Source organism: Ferrimonas balearica DSM 9799, assembly GCF_000148645.1.
GTDB lineage: Bacteria > Pseudomonadota > Gammaproteobacteria > Enterobacterales > Shewanellaceae > Ferrimonas > Ferrimonas balearica.
In genome coordinates, this window is sequence record NC_014541.1 from 4,118,166 (window position 1) to 4,136,271 (window position 18,106).

The window sequence follows — 18,106 nt, forward strand, 5'->3', positions numbered from 1 at the left end:
AAATGCTTAAGCGTTGGCTGCGGCGGCCGGGGCCGACTCGCAAGCCGTTTCGATGCGACAATCGGTCACATCGAACAATTTATCCAACTGACGGGTGAGTTGGTCAATCGGGCGTTCGCTGCTCACCGTTACCGCCATCTGCGATTGGTTGCCGGCGTACGCCATGTTCATATTGCGGACGGTGAAGCCGCGATGGCGGGTCACCCGCAGCACGCGCTCCAGTACATCCGGGCTGGGGTTCATCTCGATATACAGGGTGTGCTCGCTCATCGCTTTTCCTCCATCATCTCGTCATTTGACGCACCCGGCGGAACCAGGGGCCAGACGTTTTCCTTTTCTGAAATCGATACGTGCAACAGGTAGGGGCCTTCCGCTGCCAGCATCTCGGCCATCGCTTCCTCTACCTGGTCTTTGCGCCAGATATGGCGGCCGGGGATATTGAACGCCGCCGCCATGGTGACGAAATCCGGGTTGTCGGACAGGTCGGTTTCGCTGAAGCGCTCCTCGAAGAACAGCTCCTGCCACTGCTTCACCATGCCCAAGCGCTGGTTATCCAGCAGCACAATCTTGAGGGGCAGGCGAGCCCGCTTGATGGTGGTGAGCTCCTGCACGTTCATCATGAAAGAGCCATCACCGGAGACCAGCAGCGACAGGTCATCGGGACGGGCCAACTGGGCGCCGATGGCCGCCGGCAGACCAAATCCCATGGTGCCCAAACCGGCACTGGAGAGGTGGTTGCTGGGGCTGTCGAACCACATATGCTGAGCCACCCACATCTGGTGCTGCCCCACGTCGCAGGAAACCATGGCGTTGCGCGGCAGGGTTTCCGCCAGACGCTTCAGCAGGGCTGGCGCGTAGATGGTGGCACCGGGGTGGTCGTAACGATGGGCACACTGCTGTTTCTGCTCATCGCAGTGATCGCGCCATTCCGACACGTCCATCGGCATCGCCAGAGCGGGCAACACCCGGCGCAGATCGCCACAGTAGGAGACCATGGCATCCCGACGCTTGCTGATTTCGGCCGGGTCGATGTCCAGGTGAATCACCTTGGCGGTGGGGGCAAACGCATCGAGCTTGCCGGTCACCCGGTCATCAAATCGGGCGCCCACCGCAATCAGCAGGTCACACTCCTGAACCGCCTGGTTGGCCGCCCGGCTGCCGTGCATGCCGAGCATGCCGAGGAAGCCCGGTGTGCCGTGAGCAATGGCGCCAATCCCCTTGAGGGTGGTGACCGACGGCATGCCGGTGACCCGGATAAAGTCACGCAACTCCGCCACCGCACCGGCCATGCCGACACCACCACCCACGTACAGCAGCGGCTTGCGGGAATCGGCCAGCATCGCCTGGGCCGCTTCCAGTTCAAAAGTGTCATTGGCCGCCTGCGGCAGGGCACGAGGCCGGCCGTGATACGCCACCATCGCCTGCTGCACATCCTTGGGGATGTCCACCAGAACCGGACCAGGACGCCCTTCCGCCGCCAGCTCAAACGCCTGATGCAGGGTGTCACAGAGGGTGTCGGGCGAACTGACCAGGAAACTGTGCTTGGTGCAGGCCAGCGACAGGCCCAACACATCAATCTCCTGGAACGCATCGGTACCGATCGCCGCACTGGGCACCTGGCCGGTGATGGCCACCACCGGGATGGAATCCATCATGGCGTCCGCCAGCGCGGTGATCAGGTTGGTCGCGCCCGGCCCGGAGGTGGCCATGCAGACCCCCACCTTGCCGGAAGCGCGAGCGTAGCCGATGGCGGCAAACGCTGCGCCCTGTTCATGCCGACACAGCAGATGCTCTACCGGGCTGTCATACAGGGCATCGTAAATTGGCATGATGGCACCGCCCGGGTAGCCGAACAGAGTGCGAACTCCCTGTTCTGCCAACGCGCGTACTACCGCCTCCGCTCCGCTTATCATGGGTTTACTCTCCCCGCTTCAACCAGCTCATACGGCCACGCAAGTCCGCACCCACCGCTTCGATCGGGTGGCTGCACTCTTCGGTCTTGCGACGGTGGTAGTCCGCGTTACCGGACTGGTACTCATCGATCCACTCACGGGCAAACTGGCCGGTTTGGATCTCGGTCAGCACCTGCTTCATGGTCTCTTTGGCGCGGTCATCAACGATGCGATCGCCCCGGGTCAGTGCGCCGTAGGAGGCGGTGTCGGACACAAACTGGTGCATCCGGCTGATGCCGCCTTCGTACAACAGGTCAACGATCAGCTTGAGTTCGTGCAGGCACTCAAAGTAAGCCAGCTCCGGCTGGTAACCGGCTTCCACCAGGGTTTCCCAGCCTTTGCGAACCATCGCGATGGCGCCGCCACACAACACCGCCTGCTCACCAAACAGGTCGGTTTCGGTTTCCTCTTTGAAATTGGTGGTCAGTACCCCACCGCGGGTGCCACCTACGGCATCGGCGTAGGCCAGAGCCTTGGCGTGAGCACTGCCGGTGGCGTCCTGGTGCACCGCCATCAGACAGGGCACACCGGCACCACGCTCGTACTCGGTACGAACCAGGTAGCCCGGGCCTTTCGGCGCCACCATGGTCACGTCGATCTCGGCGGAGGGTTTGATCAGGTCATACAGGATGTTGAAGCCGTGGCTGAACATCAGCATCGCGCCCGGCTTGATGTTGGGTTCGATGTGATCGCGGTAGATCTGGGCCTGAGCCATATCCGGAGTCAGCATCATCACGATGTCGGCGTCCTTCACCGCTTCCGCAAAGGGCACCGGCTGCCAGCCCTCGGACTCGGCCTGTTGCCAGCTCGGGCCACCCGGACGCAGACCGATCACCACGTTGGCGCCACTGTCCCGCAGGTTCAGAGACTGGCCGCGGCCCTGACTGCCGTAACCGAGCACGGCAATGGTTTTTCCTTCCAGCAAACTCGGGTTGGCGTCCGCTTGGTGATACATCTGGGTCATGGTGTGGCTCTCCGTAAGTTAATGACCTGAAAATAAAAAACCCCCCGGACCTTTCGGTGCGGGGGGCTTGGTGTCGTTTTGGCTTCGTTGTTAGCTTCTGCTACTGCCTCGTGCCACACCCTGACCCCCGCAGGTGACGATAATCACCACGGTAATCACGACTAGCACTAGTTCGATGGCAGTACGGAACATTGGATTCACTCTCAACAAAACGGAAAAATTTGGTGCTCAAGTTCTGAGCTTTTTTAGAGTTAGCACAGCGAATTTTCAGATGCAAAGATTAATTTGCACTCAACCGAAAACGACTATGTAACAAATCGTTTCGTTATAGAACCATAGGCAACAACAGAGAAAAATGCTTGAATAACCAATACCTTTTTTGACTAAGGCAGGGGTTGGCTCACCACTTGGAGGTGGAAACATGAGTCTTTCCCGTGTGTTAAGTCGTGGCCAGTTGGGCATCGAAGCACCCCGGGTCACGGTGGAAGTTCACCTGGGCGGTGGCTTGCCCAGTTTTACCATTGTCGGTCTGCCCGAAGCCTCGGTGCGGGAGTCCCGCGAGCGGGTTCGGGCCGCCCTGCAGATGGCGGGGTTTGAGTTTCCGGCCCGACGGATTACCGTCAATCTGGCCCCCGCGGATCTGCCCAAACAGGGGGGGCGGTTCGACCTGCCCATCGCTCTGGGAATTCTTGCCGCATCAAAGCAACTTCCCGACATTTGCCTGCACAATCGTGAATTTTATGGCGAACTCAGCCTGTCCGGCGCCCTGCGCCCCATCCCCGGAGTGCTGCCCGCTATTGTCGCCGGCCATCAGGCCGGTCACCGTCTCTATCTGCCCGAAGAAAATGGCCCGGAAGCGGCCCTGGTCAGCGACGCCGATACCCAGCTCAGTCCCTCCCTGCTGGCGCTGGTGGCCGGGTTATTGGGGCAACAGCCCCTGCCCGGCCCTCCGGCTGCCAGTGCACCGCCACAGCCGAGTGAACACTGCCTGAGCGACATCATCGGTCAGGGCCACGCCAAGCGGGCCCTGATGATCGCCGCCGCGGGTCATCACCATCTCTTGCTGATGGGGCCTCCAGGCACCGGAAAAACCCTGTTGGCAAGCCGACTGGCCAGCCTGTTGCCCCCGCTGACCACCGAACAGGCTCTGGCCGTGGCAGCAATTCACTCGGTAGCAGGGATGAGCCGTACGCCGGCTCAACTCCATCAACGGCCATTTCGGGGACCTCACCATTCCAGCTCTGCGGCTTCCCTGGTGGGGGGCGGCAGCATTCCTCAACCCGGGGAGATCTCTCTGGCCCACCACGGCGTTCTGTTTCTCGATGAACTGCCGGAGTTTGCCCGCACTGTGCTGGACAGCCTCAGAGAGCCCCTTGAAAGCGGCGAAGTGGTGATCTCCCGGGCCAGCGCCAAGCTGACGTTTCCGGCCCAGTTCCAGCTGGTGGCCGCCATGAACCCTGCTCCCTCCGGCGAAACCGGCCAGCACAGCCGGGATACCCCGGAGCAGATCCGACGCTACCTCTCCCGCCTCTCCGGCCCCTTCCTAGACCGTTTCGATCTGACCATTGAGGTGCCCCGCCTGCCCCCCGGCAGCCTGACTCAGGGGCAACGTGAGGGCCCCACCAGTGACGAGGTCCGGGCCTTGGTGGCAGCAGCGCGACAGCAGGCGCTGACCCGCCAGGGCTGTCTCAATCAGGCGCTTGCCGGCCATCGGCTGGGCCCCGGTGTGGGGATCCCGGCAGCGGGCTTGCAGTACGCCGAACGGGCCGTCAGTAAGCTGGGATTATCGGTGCGTGCCTTTCACCGCATCCTGCGGGTTTCCCGGACCATCGCCGATCTGGCGGGTGAAGATCAGGTGGGCAAAGCCCATATGGCGGAAGCGCTGGGTTACCGGGCGATGGATCGTTTACTGAAAGAGTTGTCATCAATGACTGGATAATGCGGCCAAATCCCGGCTTGTTCGCTGCAGATAGCCTGAATTACCATAACCCCAGAGATGGATTTGAAGGAGTGGTTATGGTGTCCACGCTGCGTGGGCTGCTGTCGTTCAGCGGCTACGTCATCAACACCTTGTTCTGGTTTCCCTGGGTGATTCTGCTCGGCCTGCTGAAGCTGCTGCCCATCGCCCCGTTGCGACGGGGCTGCACGGTGCTGCTCGATGGCATCGCCGGGATCTGGATCGGCATCAACAACCTCAATCAGCGGCTGTTGTCCCGCACCCGGGTGATCACCCATGCCCTGCCGGAACTGAACCCCAAGCAGTGGTATCTGGTGATCGCCAACCATCAGTCCTGGGTCGATATCCTGATGTTGCAGCGGGTGTTTAACGGCAAAATCCCCTTCCTCAAGTTCTTTCTCAAGCGCGAGCTGTTGTACGTGCCGTTCCTGGGACTGTGCTGGTGGGCCTTGGATTTCCCCTTTATGCGCCGTTACAGCAAAAGCTTCCTGGCCAAAAATCCGCACCTGAAAGGCAAGGACCGGGAAGCCACCCGCAAAGCCTGTGAGAAGTTTCACTACCAGCCCGTCAGCATCATGAACTTTGTCGAGGGCACCCGCTTTACCCCGGCAAAGAAGGCGCGGCAGGAGAGTCCCTTCCCCACCCTGCTCAAACCCAAGGTGGGCGGCGTGGCCATGTCCCTGGACGCCATGGGGGGCAAGATGAAAAGACTGCTGGATGTCACCATCTACTACCCGGCCGGTATCCCCAGTTTCTGGGATTACCTGTGTGGCCGGGTACCGAAGGTAGAGCTGTGGATCGAGGAACACTGCCTCGAACCCATCAACCGGCTGGATTACCAGAAACGTGAAGACAAGGGGACGTACCAGAGCTGGTTAAACCAGATCTGGAGTGAGAAAGCGGGTAAGCTTGCCGCCCTGGAGCATCAACAAGAGAGACAGGATTGCTGAATGTTGTCGTTTTTGCCCGCGCCGATTCTGGCGCCGCTTAACGCCGTACTGGCCTGCCTGAGCGTACTGTTCTGGGGTGGCCTGATCATTCTGCTTGCCCCCATCAAACTGCTGCCCATCCCGGCATTGCGGCGGCAGATCAGTGCTCTGTGCAACGCCTGCATGCACGGCTGGGTCGCGACCAATTACGGGGTGCTGCGGCTCACCACCAAAACCCGCTGGGAAGTGGATGGCCTGTCCGAAAGCCAGCTTTCCAAGCAGGGCTGGTATCTGGTTCTGGCCAATCACCTGAGCTGGGCCGACATCGTGGTGGTCACCGTGGTGCTGCGCAACCAGGTGCCGATGCTGAAGTTCTTCCTCAAACAGCAGCTGCTCTATGTGCCCGTGATGGGACTGGCTTGCTGGGCGCTGGATATGCCCTTTATGCGGCGCTACACCAAGAGCCAGATCGCCAAAAATCCGGCCCTGAAAGGTAAGGACATTGAAACCACCCGCCGCAGCTGCGAGAAGTTCAAAGACCTGCCCACCTGCGTCATCAACTTTGTCGAAGGCTCACGCCTGACCCGCTCCAAGCACCAGCGTCAGCGCAGTCCGTTCCGCTACCTGATGAAGCCCAAGGCCGGTGGCATCGCCTTTGCGCTCAATACCCTGGGCAGTCAGTTCGACCAGTTGCTGGACGTCACCATCGTCTACCCGGATGCACCGGAAAACATCATGTGGGCGTTGCTGCAGGGCAAACTGGACCGCATCCATGTCAGTGTCCGCACCCTGCCTATGAGCGAAGTCCCCGTCGGCGACTACGACAGCGACAAGGCCTACCGCGTGACCTTCCAGCACTGGCTCAACGGCCTGTGGCTGGAGAAGGACCGCACCATCGCCAATGTGATCAATCAGCAGCAGGCGCCGGCGCCGTTCTATCAAGAGCTTGAGCCAACTGGTCAAGCTGAGTCTCGTTAAACACCTCGATGCCGTGCTGCCGAAGCAGCGCGGCCGTCACCCCCTCTCCCACCACCAACTGACCATCGAAACGGCCTGAATAGATGCGGGTATTGCCGCAGGACGGGCTGTTGGCTTTCAGCAGTGCCAGGCGAATCCCATAACGCTGGCACAGCGCCAGGGCCACCCGGGCCCCCCGGTGGAAGGCCAGACTGACGTCGTCGCCCCCCTCGGTTCTTACCCGGCCCTTTTCGCCAAGCTCTGCGGCTGGCCGGGGCACCGGCAACCCGCCCGCCACCTCGGGGCACACCGTCAACAGCAACCCCGCCTTCTCCCACTGGGCTAAACGGGGGTCTGCCAGCCCTTTGGCCTGGCCGTCATAACGTACCGGTTGGCCCAGCAAACAGGCGCTGGTCAGCACTCGGAAACCGGACGATTGTTGACAATCCATCTCATTCTCCATTCGTCGAAAGTCTAACCCACCCTGAGAAAGCCCCAATTTTAGCGGCTTTAATCGTAATCCGTTGCGAAAGATTGCCACTGATTCGATGACGCAAGCGTCAACATTTTGTTGACAATAATGGTGATCGCGCGCACAGTTTCTGCACCTTTTTTCATCAGCGCCCTGCGCAAATGGACAGTCTGTGAGCGAAAGCAAGCAACCGACCTTAGCCGACCGCACCCTGAGTGAGCTGCAAAATGCCATCATTCAGGGCGACCTTGCACCGGGCAGCAAGATCAATGAGCAGGAGCTGGCAGCCCGCTATGGTGTCAGCCGCGGCCCGCTGCGGGAAGCCCTGCAGCGACTGGAACAGCGCCGCCTGGTGGAGCGCATCCCCCATGTCGGCGCCACGGTGGTCAGGCTGACGCCGGAAAAGCTCCGCGACCTTTACCAGGTCCGGGCCGAGCTCGAGGCGATGGCCTGCCGGCTTGCCGCGCAACGCATCACCCCATCTCAGGTCAACGCCCTGACCGAACTGCTCGACCGCCAGCAGGTGGTGTTCTCACAGCCTGAGCTGCCCCCCATTCAGGACGACATCGATTTCCATTTTGGCCTGATCCAGGCCAGTGGCAATTCCACCCTGATCACCACCCTCACCGGTGATCTCTACTACCAGCTACAGATGTACCGCAACCAATGCAGCAGTGGACGACGTCCACTCGAGGCGCTGGCGCAACACCGCCGCATCCTCGACGCCGTGGCCCAGGGCGACGGTGAACTGGCCGCGCTGCTGATGCGCCGCCATATCGAGGCCGGCGCCCGTCACACCGCCCAGCTGCTGCGTCAAACCATGGAGGAGTTAACCGCATGACCCCAGGACAGAAATTTCGCCACGCCGTCGCCACCGCCAAGCCGTTGCAGATCGTCGGTACCGTTAACGCTTACTTTGCCCTGATGGCGGAGCGGGTTGGCCATCAGGCGCTGTACCTCTCCGGGGCCGGTGTTGCCAACGCCTCCTACGGCCTGCCGGATCTGGGCATGACCTCCATGAATGACGTGCTGATCGACGCCAGCCGCATCACCTCCGCCACCGATCTGCCGCTGCTGGTCGACATCGACACCGGCTGGGGCGGCGCTTTCAACATCGCCCGCACCATCAAAGAGTTCGAGAAAGCCCGTGTCGCCGCCGTGCATATGGAAGACCAGGTCGCCCAGAAGCGCTGCGGTCACCGCCCCAACAAGGCGGTGGTCAGCATCGACGAGATGTGTGACCGCATCAAAGCCGCCGTGGACGCCCGTACTGACGAAAGCTTCGTCATCATGGCCCGCACCGATGCGGTGGCGGTTGAGGGATTGGAGTCCGGCATTGAGCGCGCCCAGGCCTATCTGGAAGCCGGTGCCGACATGATCTTTGCCGAAGCGCTGACCGAACTGGACCAATACCGCCAGTTCAAGGCCCAGGTAAAAGCCCCGATCCTGGCCAACATGACCGAATTTGGTAAGACCGAGCTGTTCGACAAGGCCGACCTGTATGACGCCGGTGCCGACATGGTGCTCTACCCGCTGGGCGCCTTCCGGGCCGCCAACGCTGCCGCCCTCAAGGTGTTCGAGGCCCTGATGCAGGACGGTCACCAGCGCAGTCAGGTCGCGGCGATGCAGACCCGCGCGGAGCTGTACGACTTCCTCGGCTACCACAGCTACGAGGACAAGCTGGACACCCTCTTCAAAGAAGGCAAGTGAGCGGTCACTGAGAAGACTGACGGATTAGAACAAGGATAAGGAGCGTTAACATGACTAAGCCCATTGGTGGCGCCGGCCTGCGTGGCCAGAGCGCCGGTGAAACTGCACTGTGTACCGTTGGCAAAACCGGTGCCGGCCTGACCTACCGCGGCTACGACATCGCCGTACTGGCTGCCAAGGCCGAATTTGAAGAGGTGGCCTACCTGCTGCTGTACGGCAAGCTGCCCAATGTGACCGAACTGGCTGCCTACAAAACCAAGCTGAAGGGGATGCGCGCCCTGCCGGAGGCCCTGAAAACCGTGCTGGAGCAGATCCCGGCCGACGCCCACCCGATGGACGTGATGCGCACCGGCTGCTCCATGCTGGGCAACCTGGAAACCGAGCAGGACTTTGCCGAGCAGCACGACCACATCGACCGCATGCTGGCGATCTTCCCGGGCCTGATCAACTACTGGTACAACTACAGCCACCACGGCAAGCGTGTCGACGTGGTGACCGACGCCGATTCCATCGCCGAGCAGTTCCTCTGGACCCTGCACGACGCCAAGCCGGACCCGCTGCATGTGCAGGTGATGCACGCGTCGCTGATCCTCTATGCCGAGCATGAGTTCAACGCCTCCACCTTCACCGCCCGCGTCTGCGCCTCCACTCTGTCCGATATCCACAGCTGCGTGACCGGCGCCATCGGCTCCCTGCGTGGCCCGCTGCACGGCGGCGCCAACGAAGCCGCCATGGACATGATTGAGCGGTGGCAAACGGCCGACGAAGCGGAAGCTGAGATCATGGGTATGCTGGCCCGCAAGGATAAGATCATGGGCTTCGGCCACGCCATCTACCGCGAGTCCGATCCCCGTAACGCCATCATCAAGGCCTGGTCGCAAAAGCTGGCCGAGCAGGTGGGCGATACCCGCCTGTACGCGGTGTCTGAGCGTGTTGAAGCGGTGATGTGGCGCGAGAAGAAGCTGTTCTGTAACGCCGACTTCTTCCACGCCAGCGCGTACCACTTTATGAACATCCCCACCAAGCTGTTCACCCCCATCTTCGTGTGCTCCCGCGTTTCCGGCTGGACCGCCCACGTGATGGAACAACGCGCCAACAACCGCATCATCCGCCCCAGCGCGGATTACACCGGCCCGGAAAGCGCCGAATGGGTGGCCATCGAAGATCGCCCCTGAGTCACAGCGGGGGCCAATCGGCCCCCGTTTTGCCCCCAGCCGGGGGCCAGAACGAACAGTAAGGTGCCCGCAGTGAATAACACCGAATACCGCAAACCCCTGCCCGGAACCGGCCTGGATTATTACGATACCCGCGCCGCCATCGACGCCATCCAGCCCGGCGCCTACGCCACCCTGCCCTACACCGCCCGCGTCCTGGCGGAACAGCTGGTGCGCCGTTGCGACCCGGCCGAACTGACCGCCAGCCTGGAGCAGATCGCCCTGCGCAAACGCGACCGGGACTTCCCCTGGTACCCGGCCCGGGTGGTGTGCCACGACATTCTTGGCCAGACCGCGCTGGTGGATCTGGCCGGTCTGCGTGACGCCATCGCCGAGCAGGGCGGCGACCCCGCCGCCGTCAACCCCGTGGTCCCGACCCAGCTGATCGTCGACCACTCACTGGCGGTGGAATACGCCGGGTTCGACCCGGACGCGTTCGAAAAGAACCGCGCCGTGGAGGAGCGTCGCAACGCCGACCGCTTCCACTTTATCGACTGGTGTAAAACCGCCTTCAAAAATGTCGATGTGATCCCCGCTGGCAACGGCATCATGCACCAGATCAACCTGGAGAAGATGTCACCGGTGATTCAGGCTCGCGATGGCATCGCCTTCCCGGACACCTGTGTTGGCACCGACAGCCACACCCCGCACGTGGACGCCCTCGGTGTGATCGCCATCGGTGTCGGCGGTCTGGAAGCGGAAACCGTAATGCTGGGCCGTCCCTCGATGATGCGCCTGCCTCAGATCGTCGGCGTCAAGCTGACCGGCCAGCGCCAGCCCGGCATCACCGCCACCGACATCGTGCTGGCCCTGACCGAGTTCCTGCGCCGCGAGCGCGTGGTGTCCGCCTATCTGGAGTTCTTTGGTGAAGGGGCCGACAGCCTCACCATCGGCGACCGCGCCACCATCGCCAACATGACCCCGGAGTTCGGGGCCACCGCCGGCATGTTCTACATCGACCAGCAAACGCTGGATTACCTGACCCTGACCGGCCGCGAGCCGGAGCAGGTCAAACTGGTGGAGCAGTACGCCAAAACCACCGGACTGTGGGCCGATGACCTCAAGACCGCCCAGTATGAGCGGGTGCTGGAGTTTGATCTGGCCAGCGTCTGCCGCAATATGGCCGGCCCATCTAACCCGCACCGTCGCCTGCCCACCAGCGCCCTGACCGAGCGTGGCATCGCCACCGATCTGGCCGAAGCGCAGCAGCAGGAGGCCGCAGGCCAGCTGCCGGATGGCGCCGTCATCATCGCTGCGATCACCAGCTGCACCAACACCTCCAACCCGCGCAACGTAGTCGCCGCCGGGCTGGTGGCCAAAAAAGCCAATGCGCTGGGGCTGATCCGCAAGCCCTGGGTGAAATCCTCCTTTGCCCCCGGCTCCAAGGTGGCCCGACTCTACCTCGAAGCCTCCGGGCTGCTGCCGGAGCTGGAGAAGCTGGGCTTTGGCATCGTCGCCTACGCCTGCACCACCTGTAACGGCATGAGCGGCGCGCTGGACCCGGTGATCCAGCAGGAGATCATCGACCGCGATCTGTACGCCACTGCGGTGCTGTCCGGTAACCGTAACTTTGATGGTCGCATCCACCCCTACGCCAAACAGGCGTTCCTGGCCTCGCCGCCGCTGGTGGTGGCTTACGCCATTGCCGGTACCGTCCGCTTTGATATCGAGCAGGATGTGCTGGGTCACGACGCCCAGGGCAACGCCATCACCCTGAAGGACCTGTGGCCCTCAGACGACGAGATCGACGCCATCGTGCGGGATTTCGTCAAGCCGGAGCAGTTCCGCTCGGTGTACGAGCCGATGTTTGACCTCAGCGTCGACTACGGTGAATCCAACCCGCCGCTGTACGACTGGCGCCCCATGTCCACCTACATCCGTCGTCCCCCTTATTGGGAGGGCGCGCTGGCCGGTGAACGCACCCTTAAGGGGATGCGCCCGCTGGCGGTGCTGGGTGACAACATCACCACCGACCACCTCTCCCCCTCCAACGCCATCCTGGCCAGCAGTGCAGCAGGGGAATACCTGGCGAAGATGGGCCTGCCGGAGGAGGACTTTAACTCCTACGCCACCCACCGTGGCGATCACCTGACCGCCCAGCGCGCCACCTTTGCCAACCCCAAACTGCTCAACGAGATGGTGCGGGACGCCGGAGGCGAAGTGCGCCAGGGCTCACTGGCCCGCATCGAGCCGGAGGGCAAGGTCACCCGCATGTGGGAAGCGATTGAAACCTACATGGAGCGCAAGCAGCCGCTGATCATCGTGGCTGGCGCGGATTACGGTCAGGGCTCAAGCCGCGACTGGGCCGCCAAGGGCGTGCGTCTGGCTGGGGTGGAAGCGATTGTGGCCGAAGGGTTCGAGCGCATCCACCGCACCAACCTGGTGGGCATGGGTGTGCTGCCGCTGGAGTTCCAGCCTGGCACCACCCGCCTGAGCCTCGGCCTGGACGGCACCGAAAGCTACGATGTGCTGGGCCAGCGCACCCCGGGTGCCACCCTGACTCTGCTGGTGCACCGCCGTAATGGTGAAACCCTTGAGGTGCCGGTGACCTGCCGCCTCGACACCGCCGAAGAGGTACGGGTTTACGACGCCGGTGGTGTACTGCAGCGCTTTGCCAAGGATTTCCTGGCCAGTGAGGGGGCACGATGAGCCACCAACCGCAACGCCGCATCGCCGCCACCTACATGCGTGGTGGCACCAGCAAAGGCGTGTTCTTTAAGCTGACCGACCTGCCCGTCGAGGCGCAGGTGGCCGGGCCGCAGCGGGATGCCATCCTGCTGCGGGTGATCGGCAGCCCGGATCCCTACGGTAAGCACACCGACGGCATGGGCGGCGCCACCTCCAGCACCAGCAAAACCGTGATTCTGTCCCCCAGCGAGCGCCCGGAGCACGATGTCGACTACCTGTTTGGTCAGGTCGCCATCGACCAACCGGTGATCGACTGGAGCGGCAACTGCGGCAACCTGACGGCGGCGGTGGGCGCCTTCGCCATTGAGCAGGGGCTGGTGGCACCGGAACGGGTGCCGGACAACGGCTTCTGTACCGTGCGGATCTGGCAGGCCAACATCGGCAAGACCATTCTGGCCCGGGTGCCGATCACTGATGGTCAGGTGCAGGAGACCGGCGACTTTGAGCTGGATGGGGTGACCTTCCCCGCCGCCGAAGTGGCCGTCACCTTTACCGACCCCGCCGACGGTGCACTGTTTCCCACCGGCGCCAAGGTGGATGAGCTGGAGGTGCCGGAGTCGCTGGTGGCCGGTGGCCGCCTGCCAGTGACCTTGATCAACGCTGGCATCCCCACCGTGTTCGCCCGGGCCGAAGACCTGGGCTACCAGGGCACCGAGCTGCAGGAGGCGATCAATGGTGACCCGGCCGCACTGGCGCGCTTCGAGCAGCTGCGCGCCTACGGTGCCCTGAAGATGGGGCTGATCAGCGATTTGAGCGAGGCTGCCAGCCGCGCCCACACACCGAAGATCGCCTTCGTTACCGGCCCGAAAGCCTATACCGCCTCCAGCGGCAAAGCGATTGAAGCCAGCGACATCGATCTGAACGTGCGGGCCCTGTCGATGGGCAAGCTGCACCACGCCATGATGGGCACCGCCGCCGTCGCCATCGCCGTGGCCGCCGCCATTCCGGGTACCCTGGTCAATGAGGCCGTCGCGGGAGAGGTATCGGGTCAGGTCCGATTTGGCCACCCCTCGGGCACCCTGAAAGTGGGGGCGGAAGTGGTGGAGCAGGACGGCCAATGGCAAGCCCGTTCGGTGACCATGAGCCGCAGTGCCCGGGTGTTGATGGAAGGCGCGGTGCGCATCCCCATCTAACACCCTGACTAAAAAGCAAAAAGCCCCGTAATAACGGGGCTTTTTTGATGTCCGGTTACGCGACGGCTTACTCAGCCTGTTGCGCGCTGTCGTCCTGAGCCGCTTTCATTTCGGCGATCTGCTGCTCCAACTGCAGTACCCTCAGCTCCGCCTCCAGCTCATCCGCCCGCTTCTCGGCATCGCTGCGATTGTCCTGCCGCAAGGCATCGGCGGTTTCGGCATTACGGGCGTTCTCCCGGGCCTGCTCAGTGTCGTGCATGGTACCCGCCACCCCACCGGCCACCGCCCCGGCCACGGCCCCTTTGGCCGCCAACTCCGCATCACCGGTCAGCGCCCCGGCAGTCAGCCCCAACAGCGCCCCACCGGCCGCGCCCTTGTTGCGGGACACGTTCTCATTGTCGTGGTCAAAAGCGGGGCTGGCACAGCCCATCATCAGGGTGCTGGCAAACAGGGCAATCAGGATGCGTTTCATGGCGTCGTCCTCCGGTCACTGGTTCGGTGTCAGGCTCGAAACCGCTGGCCTGGGTTCAGGTCAGGCAGTGTGCAGGAGGACGACTGCAGTCGCGACTTAATTCAAAATTAAGCAGGCTCGGAGGGGACCATCTCCTGGGCGCCCATGTCGGCCTTGTTCTGGTACATCAGACGGTCGGCTTGCGCCAGCAACTGGTCCAGTGTTGTCGGCTGTTCGGGGTCCCAGGTCACCGTGCCGCAGGCAAACTCGATCTCATAGGGCTTATCCTGGCACAGCTGGTGTAAGCGGATACGCAACCGCTTCAGCAGCGCTTCCGCCGCCTGAGGACGACTGCGCGGGAACATCACCACAAACTCGTCGCCGCCCAGGCGGGCGGTCAGGTCATTCACCCGGAAGGTCTCCTGCATCGCCTGCGCCATCAACTTCAGTGCCACGTCGCCCTCGGCATGGCCCAGTTCATCGTTGATCGCCTTAAAGCTGTTGAGGTCGAGATAGGCGAGCATGGCTGACTTATCCCGGCTGGCACACAGCGTCAGGGCGTGTTCCGCCATCATCATAAAGCCGCGACGGTTGGACAGACCGGTCAGCTCATCCCGGGTGGCCAGTTCGGTCACGTTGATCTCGCGCTCGGTGATGCGGGCCAGGTCCCACAGCGCCTGACGTTCGGACTTCGACAGGGTACGCGGACGGGTGTCCTTGATGCAGAACGCGCCGATGCGCTGGCCATCCAGCGAGGTCAGCGGGCAGGCGGCGTAGAAGCGGATATAGGGCTCGCCGGTGACCATGGGGTTATCGACAAAGCGGGGATCATTGAGGGCGTCCGACACTTCGAACAGACCATCATCGAGGATCACGTGGCCACAGAACGAGATGGCACGCGGGGTCTGGGTCACGTCCACGCCGATGCGGGATTTGAACCACTGGCGATGCTCATCCACCAGACTGATGATGGCAATGGGGGTGTCGAACAGGCGCTGGGCCAGCCGGGTCAGGCGATCAAAGCGTTCTTCAATCGGCGTATCCAGCAGGTGCAGGCCACGCAGACTGGCCAGTCGCTGAGCTTCATCCAGGGGCCAGGCCGGTACAATCACAACAATTATCCTCTTGTCACCGGCCCACGTTGGAAGCCAAAAAGCGCCACTTTAACTGACGTTTAGTCTGGCGCCAGAGGCAAGCGCCGGATCTGAGAGATCGTTGGCAATTTGAACACGTTAGTGGGAACTGACTTACTCCTGCAACGCGGTTAATGAGGCCAAGTCCAGGGTAAACGGCCCCGCCTGCTTATCCGCGATCAGCAACCCCAGCTGCTGCACATCCTGCCAATCCAATGCCGGCGCGGAAGGTACCGGACGTCCGCGATAGGTGGCCTGAAAGTCATCCAGGGTGAAACGCAGCGTTTGCCACTGGCCCGCAACGGTATCGAAGCCCGCCGCATACACGACCCCGTCAAAGCCACCGTGGGTGCGCAGACGCAGCTGGTAACGCTGGCCATCACCGCGCACCCGCAAACTGAGCGCCACCATCTTCAGCGGTAGACGAACCGGTCGCCGGATGGAGGCAAAACCGCCCCCGTAAGCCAGCGACACCTCACCCTCAAAGCGGGCGCCCTCCTCAATCCGACGATAACGGGCCTGGGAGATCCCCCCCATTACCCCGTCGTTGACCGCCAGCCAGGGGGCCACCTCCTGTAAGTCCAACTGCCACATGCCGTTACCTCAATATCGGGTTCCATCCTGCTCTTATACTGAACTCAGGAGGGCATCATGCCAAATGGGTTCTGGCACGCTGCCGCAGATGCGATTCTGCTGCTGCACCTGCTGTTTGTGCTGTTTGTAATTATCGGCCTGCTGGCCGTGTGGCTGGGCCATCTCTTTGGCTGGCAATGGGTACGTCACCGCCGCTTTCGCCAACTTCACCTGCTGGCCATCAGCGTGGTGGTGGCACAGGCGTGGCTGGGGCAGCTTTGTCCGTTAACGATGCTGGAGCAATGGCTTCGTCAACAAGCGGGAGCTGGCCAGTTTGACGGCAGTTTCCTGGCCCACTACCTGCATCAGTGGCTGTTTTTCCAGGCGCCATGGTGGGTGTTTGTGCTGGCCTATTCGCTGTTTGCTTTGGCGGTGTTGCTCAGCTGGTGGTGGGTTCCCCCCAACCCCGGCAGAAAACGCTGATATTGCGGGAACATTTGCCCCTGTACAATCCCTCGCCACTCGTCTGAAAAGGCGTATCCGACCGGCTTAGGTATTGCTAGAATCGAGCCCTTAACCGTAGTAAGGACTGACACAGATGAGCCTGGAGTTACTGGAGCAACTGGAGTCCCGGGTACAAAATGCCCTGGACACCATGGAGCTGATGCAGCTGGAGCTTGAGGAAGAGAAACAGCGCAGCAGCGAACTGGCGTCACAGCAGCAGCAGTTGGAGCAGGAAAACCAGCAACTGCGGCAGGAACTGGCCGCCTGGCACAATAAGATCGAAGGTTTGCTGGGGCGTCTGCCCAGCGACAGCGCAGCCTGATGATCAAAAAAGGGTGGGACTTGTCCCACCCTTTTTGTTTCCGCTTTGTTTTCGCTTAATACCCCGGCGCGGGGGTCAGGATCTCATTCAGCTCGGTAATGGCCGAGCGAACCTTGGGCAGTGGCCGTTGCGGCATCACAAATCGCCCATTACGAAACTCCAGCATGCCCAGGTGTTTCACCATCACTACACCGTCACGAAAAATGCGCGCGTGCTTTGCGATCAACCGTGGTGCATAGAGCGGAAAAATTCTCACGACGACATCCCTTAATCGTTGATTCTCTTACGCCAGTTCAGACCGATCTTAGCGCAAGCCAGTTCCTTGTCAGAACAAATATTCGCTGCTGCGGGCAGGTTCAGTTCAGGCTGCTTGGTCAGACCTTCAGCATCCCTAAGATTTGCCTGAACTTGTCCGCAAAAACCGCGGGCATAGTACGGCCTTTTGACACAAAAAAAAGGCGGGCCCCGCTCCGGAGCCCGCCTTTTCTGTACAGAAAAGCTTACAGCAATTGCGTTACTTAGCCTTTTTTGGCCAGGTAGTTGAGCAGTTCAGTCAGCTCAGCGAGGGACTGTACGCTGCCCACGTCAACCACGTACTTGCTGTTGACCATCAGCGCCGGAACGCCGCGAATGCCGCTGTCCTGCTGGGCCTTCTTCCACTTCTTCATCATGCTGTTGACCATAAAGCTGTTGGCCGCCTTATCGAAGTCGGTGGCGGACACGCCGTTGTCGACAAACAGCTGACGGACGTCATTGCGGCTGGCAAAGGTACGGCGGGCATCATGGATGGCAGAGAACATGGCCGGTTTGATGGTGTCTTCCACCTTCAGCACTTCGGCAACCGCCAGGGCACGGGTCATCTCCGGGCCCATCTCACGGCCGATAAAATCCACGTGGTTCTGTTCAAACTTCACGCCTTCCGCCAGGCCAGCCTTAATCTGCGGCACGTAGTTCTTTTCGAAGGTGTAGCAGTGCGGGCAGTAGAAAGAGAAAAACTCGGTTACGGTCGGCTGCCCGCTGTAGGGGCTCTGGTTGAAGGTGGTGTAGTGGGTGCCTTCCTTGAAATCCGCAGCGTAAGCACTCAGGGGCGCCAGTACCAGGGCAAAGGCGAGAGCCAGCAAGTTCTTCATTGGGTGTTCTCTTTTAG

The 18,106-nt window shown here is 61.8% G+C and carries 19 protein-coding genes; 10 read left to right on the forward strand and 9 right to left on the reverse strand.

Features of this window, described 5'->3' with window-relative positions; all coding sequences use genetic code 11:
• Positions 1 to 6: 6 nt before the first annotated feature.
• From ilvM to ilvC, 3 genes are read right to left on the reverse strand one after another with little or no spacing between them, the layout of a single operon-like run.
• On the reverse strand, positions 7 to 270 hold the full coding sequence (gene ilvM / locus FBAL_RS18635) for an acetolactate synthase 2 small subunit (protein WP_013347150.1): 264 nt from the start codon (positions 268 to 270) through the stop codon (positions 7 to 9).
• The gene (gene ilvG / locus FBAL_RS18640; RefSeq protein WP_013347151.1) at positions 267 to 1,913 is read right to left on the reverse strand and encodes an acetolactate synthase 2 catalytic subunit; all 1,647 of its coding nucleotides are present in this window, start codon (positions 1,911 to 1,913) and stop codon (positions 267 to 269) included. Before ilvG ends, ilvM begins: the two co-directional genes overlap by 4 nt.
• Before the next feature lie 4 nt (positions 1,914 to 1,917).
• Positions 1,918 to 2,916, reverse strand: coding sequence for a ketol-acid reductoisomerase (gene ilvC / locus FBAL_RS18645; protein WP_013347152.1), 999 nt, complete (start codon positions 2,914 to 2,916; stop codon positions 1,918 to 1,920).
• Positions 2,917 to 3,337: 421 nt separating this feature from the next.
• On the opposite strand from ilvC, the gene FBAL_RS18650 reads away from it, so the two are divergent.
• From FBAL_RS18650 to FBAL_RS18660, 3 genes are all read left to right on the forward strand, one after another.
• Positions 3,338 to 4,855 (forward strand): YifB family Mg chelatase-like AAA ATPase, encoded by a 1,518-nt coding sequence (locus FBAL_RS18650; RefSeq protein ID WP_013347153.1) that lies wholly within the window; start codon positions 3,338 to 3,340, stop codon positions 4,853 to 4,855.
• A 77-nt stretch (positions 4,856 to 4,932) separates the two neighbouring features.
• A complete protein-coding gene (locus tag FBAL_RS18655) occupies positions 4,933 to 5,823 on the forward strand; it encodes an acyltransferase (RefSeq protein WP_013347154.1) in 891 nt (296 codons plus the stop codon).
• Positions 5,824 to 6,780 (forward strand): acyltransferase, encoded by a 957-nt coding sequence (locus FBAL_RS18660; RefSeq protein ID WP_013347155.1) that lies wholly within the window; start codon positions 5,824 to 5,826, stop codon positions 6,778 to 6,780.
• Here the strand turns inward: FBAL_RS18660 and FBAL_RS20030 are convergent.
• Positions 6,710 to 7,210, reverse strand: a complete 501-nt coding sequence (locus FBAL_RS20030) for a 2-thiouracil desulfurase family protein (RefSeq protein ID WP_013347156.1) — start codon at positions 7,208 to 7,210, stop codon at positions 6,710 to 6,712. The genes FBAL_RS18660 and FBAL_RS20030 overlap by 71 nt on opposite strands.
• A 193-nt stretch (positions 7,211 to 7,403) precedes the next feature.
• Between FBAL_RS20030 and FBAL_RS18665 the strand changes: the two genes are divergently transcribed.
• From FBAL_RS18665 to prpF, 5 genes are all read left to right on the forward strand, one after another.
• Entirely contained in the window at positions 7,404 to 8,072 is a 669-nt protein-coding gene (locus tag FBAL_RS18665; protein ID WP_013347157.1) for a GntR family transcriptional regulator, read from the forward strand.
• Entirely contained in the window at positions 8,069 to 8,941 is an 873-nt protein-coding gene (gene prpB / locus FBAL_RS18670) for a methylisocitrate lyase (RefSeq protein ID WP_013347158.1), read from the forward strand. Before FBAL_RS18665 ends, prpB begins: the two co-directional genes overlap by 4 nt.
• Positions 8,942 to 8,991: 50 nt before the next feature.
• Positions 8,992 to 10,116: a bifunctional 2-methylcitrate synthase/citrate synthase gene (prpC, locus tag FBAL_RS18675; protein WP_013347159.1), complete on the forward strand. Its 1,125-nt coding sequence runs from the start codon at positions 8,992 to 8,994 to the stop codon at positions 10,114 to 10,116.
• Positions 10,117 to 10,179: 63 nt separating this feature from the next.
• Positions 10,180 to 12,804: a Fe/S-dependent 2-methylisocitrate dehydratase AcnD gene (gene acnD, locus FBAL_RS18680; protein ID WP_216086798.1), complete on the forward strand. Its 2,625-nt coding sequence runs from the start codon at positions 10,180 to 10,182 to the stop codon at positions 12,802 to 12,804.
• A complete protein-coding gene (prpF, locus tag FBAL_RS18685; protein WP_013347161.1) occupies positions 12,801 to 13,976 on the forward strand; it encodes a 2-methylaconitate cis-trans isomerase PrpF in 1,176 nt (391 codons plus the stop codon). Before acnD ends, prpF begins: the two co-directional genes overlap by 4 nt.
• 67 nt (positions 13,977 to 14,043) lie before the next feature.
• On the opposite strand, the gene FBAL_RS18690 is transcribed toward prpF, so the two are convergent.
• The 3 genes from FBAL_RS18690 to FBAL_RS18700 form a co-directional block, all read right to left on the reverse strand.
• Positions 14,044 to 14,448 carry a hypothetical protein gene (locus tag FBAL_RS18690; protein WP_013347162.1) on the reverse strand — a complete coding sequence of 135 codons (405 nt, stop codon included), beginning with the start codon at positions 14,446 to 14,448 and terminating at the stop codon, positions 14,044 to 14,046.
• A gap of 107 nt (positions 14,449 to 14,555) precedes the next feature.
• Positions 14,556 to 15,539, reverse strand: coding sequence for a sensor domain-containing diguanylate cyclase (locus FBAL_RS18695; RefSeq protein WP_013347163.1), 984 nt, complete (start codon positions 15,537 to 15,539; stop codon positions 14,556 to 14,558).
• 135 nt (positions 15,540 to 15,674) lie between these two features.
• Positions 15,675 to 16,154, reverse strand: a complete 480-nt coding sequence (locus FBAL_RS18700; protein ID WP_013347164.1) for a CIA30 family protein — start codon at positions 16,152 to 16,154, stop codon at positions 15,675 to 15,677.
• Between the two features lie 57 nt (positions 16,155 to 16,211).
• Here FBAL_RS18700 and FBAL_RS18705 point away from each other — a divergent pair, with 57 nt between their 5' ends.
• Positions 16,212 to 16,616 carry a DUF2784 domain-containing protein gene (locus FBAL_RS18705; protein ID WP_013347165.1) on the forward strand — a complete coding sequence of 135 codons (405 nt, stop codon included), beginning with the start codon at positions 16,212 to 16,214 and terminating at the stop codon, positions 16,614 to 16,616.
• 115 nt (positions 16,617 to 16,731) lie between these two features.
• Complete coding sequence (locus tag FBAL_RS18710) at positions 16,732 to 16,959, forward strand: cell division protein ZapB (protein ID WP_013347166.1); 228 nt, start codon at positions 16,732 to 16,734, stop codon at positions 16,957 to 16,959.
• Between the two features lie 55 nt (positions 16,960 to 17,014).
• Here FBAL_RS18710 and FBAL_RS18715 read toward each other — a convergent pair whose 3' ends face one another.
• Both FBAL_RS18715 and FBAL_RS18720 read right to left on the reverse strand, forming a co-directional pair.
• The gene (locus FBAL_RS18715; protein ID WP_013347167.1) at positions 17,015 to 17,215 is read right to left on the reverse strand and encodes a DUF1107 domain-containing protein; all 201 of its coding nucleotides are present in this window, start codon (positions 17,213 to 17,215) and stop codon (positions 17,015 to 17,017) included.
• A gap of 262 nt (positions 17,216 to 17,477) precedes the next feature.
• Positions 17,478 to 18,089: a thiol:disulfide interchange protein DsbA/DsbL gene (locus tag FBAL_RS18720; RefSeq protein ID WP_013347168.1), complete on the reverse strand. Its 612-nt coding sequence runs from the start codon at positions 18,087 to 18,089 to the stop codon at positions 17,478 to 17,480.
• Between the last annotated feature and the right edge of the window lie 17 nt (positions 18,090 to 18,106).

What these genes read in the sequence shown, in the direction of transcription:
- ilvM (WP_013347150.1), bottom strand. Translation starts at nt 270, where the DNA reads ATGAGCGAGCACACCCTGTATATCGAGATGAACCCCAGCCCGGATGTA.
- ilvG (WP_013347151.1), bottom strand. Translation starts at nt 1,913, where the DNA reads ATGATAAGCGGAGCGGAGGCGGTAGTACGCGCGTTGGCAGAACAGGGA.
- ilvC (WP_013347152.1), bottom strand. Translation starts at nt 2,916, where the DNA reads ATGACCCAGATGTATCACCAAGCGGACGCCAACCCGAGTTTGCTGGAA.
- FBAL_RS18650 (WP_013347153.1), top strand. Translation starts at nt 3,338, where the DNA reads ATGAGTCTTTCCCGTGTGTTAAGTCGTGGCCAGTTGGGCATCGAAGCA.
- FBAL_RS18655 (WP_013347154.1), top strand. Translation starts at nt 4,933, where the DNA reads ATGGTGTCCACGCTGCGTGGGCTGCTGTCGTTCAGCGGCTACGTCATC.
- FBAL_RS18660 (WP_013347155.1), top strand. Translation starts at nt 5,824, where the DNA reads ATGTTGTCGTTTTTGCCCGCGCCGATTCTGGCGCCGCTTAACGCCGTA.
- FBAL_RS20030 (WP_013347156.1), bottom strand. Translation starts at nt 7,210, where the DNA reads ATGGATTGTCAACAATCGTCCGGTTTCCGAGTGCTGACCAGCGCCTGT.
- prpB (WP_013347158.1), top strand. Translation starts at nt 8,069, where the DNA reads ATGACCCCAGGACAGAAATTTCGCCACGCCGTCGCCACCGCCAAGCCG.
- prpC (WP_013347159.1), top strand. Translation starts at nt 8,992, where the DNA reads ATGACTAAGCCCATTGGTGGCGCCGGCCTGCGTGGCCAGAGCGCCGGT.
- prpF (WP_013347161.1), top strand. Translation starts at nt 12,801, where the DNA reads ATGAGCCACCAACCGCAACGCCGCATCGCCGCCACCTACATGCGTGGT.
- FBAL_RS18690 (WP_013347162.1), bottom strand. Translation starts at nt 14,448, where the DNA reads ATGAAACGCATCCTGATTGCCCTGTTTGCCAGCACCCTGATGATGGGC.
- FBAL_RS18700 (WP_013347164.1), bottom strand. Translation starts at nt 16,154, where the DNA reads ATGTGGCAGTTGGACTTACAGGAGGTGGCCCCCTGGCTGGCGGTCAAC.
- FBAL_RS18705 (WP_013347165.1), top strand. Translation starts at nt 16,212, where the DNA reads ATGCCAAATGGGTTCTGGCACGCTGCCGCAGATGCGATTCTGCTGCTG.
- FBAL_RS18710 (WP_013347166.1), top strand. Translation starts at nt 16,732, where the DNA reads ATGAGCCTGGAGTTACTGGAGCAACTGGAGTCCCGGGTACAAAATGCC.
- FBAL_RS18720 (WP_013347168.1), bottom strand. Translation starts at nt 18,089, where the DNA reads ATGAAGAACTTGCTGGCTCTCGCCTTTGCCCTGGTACTGGCGCCCCTG.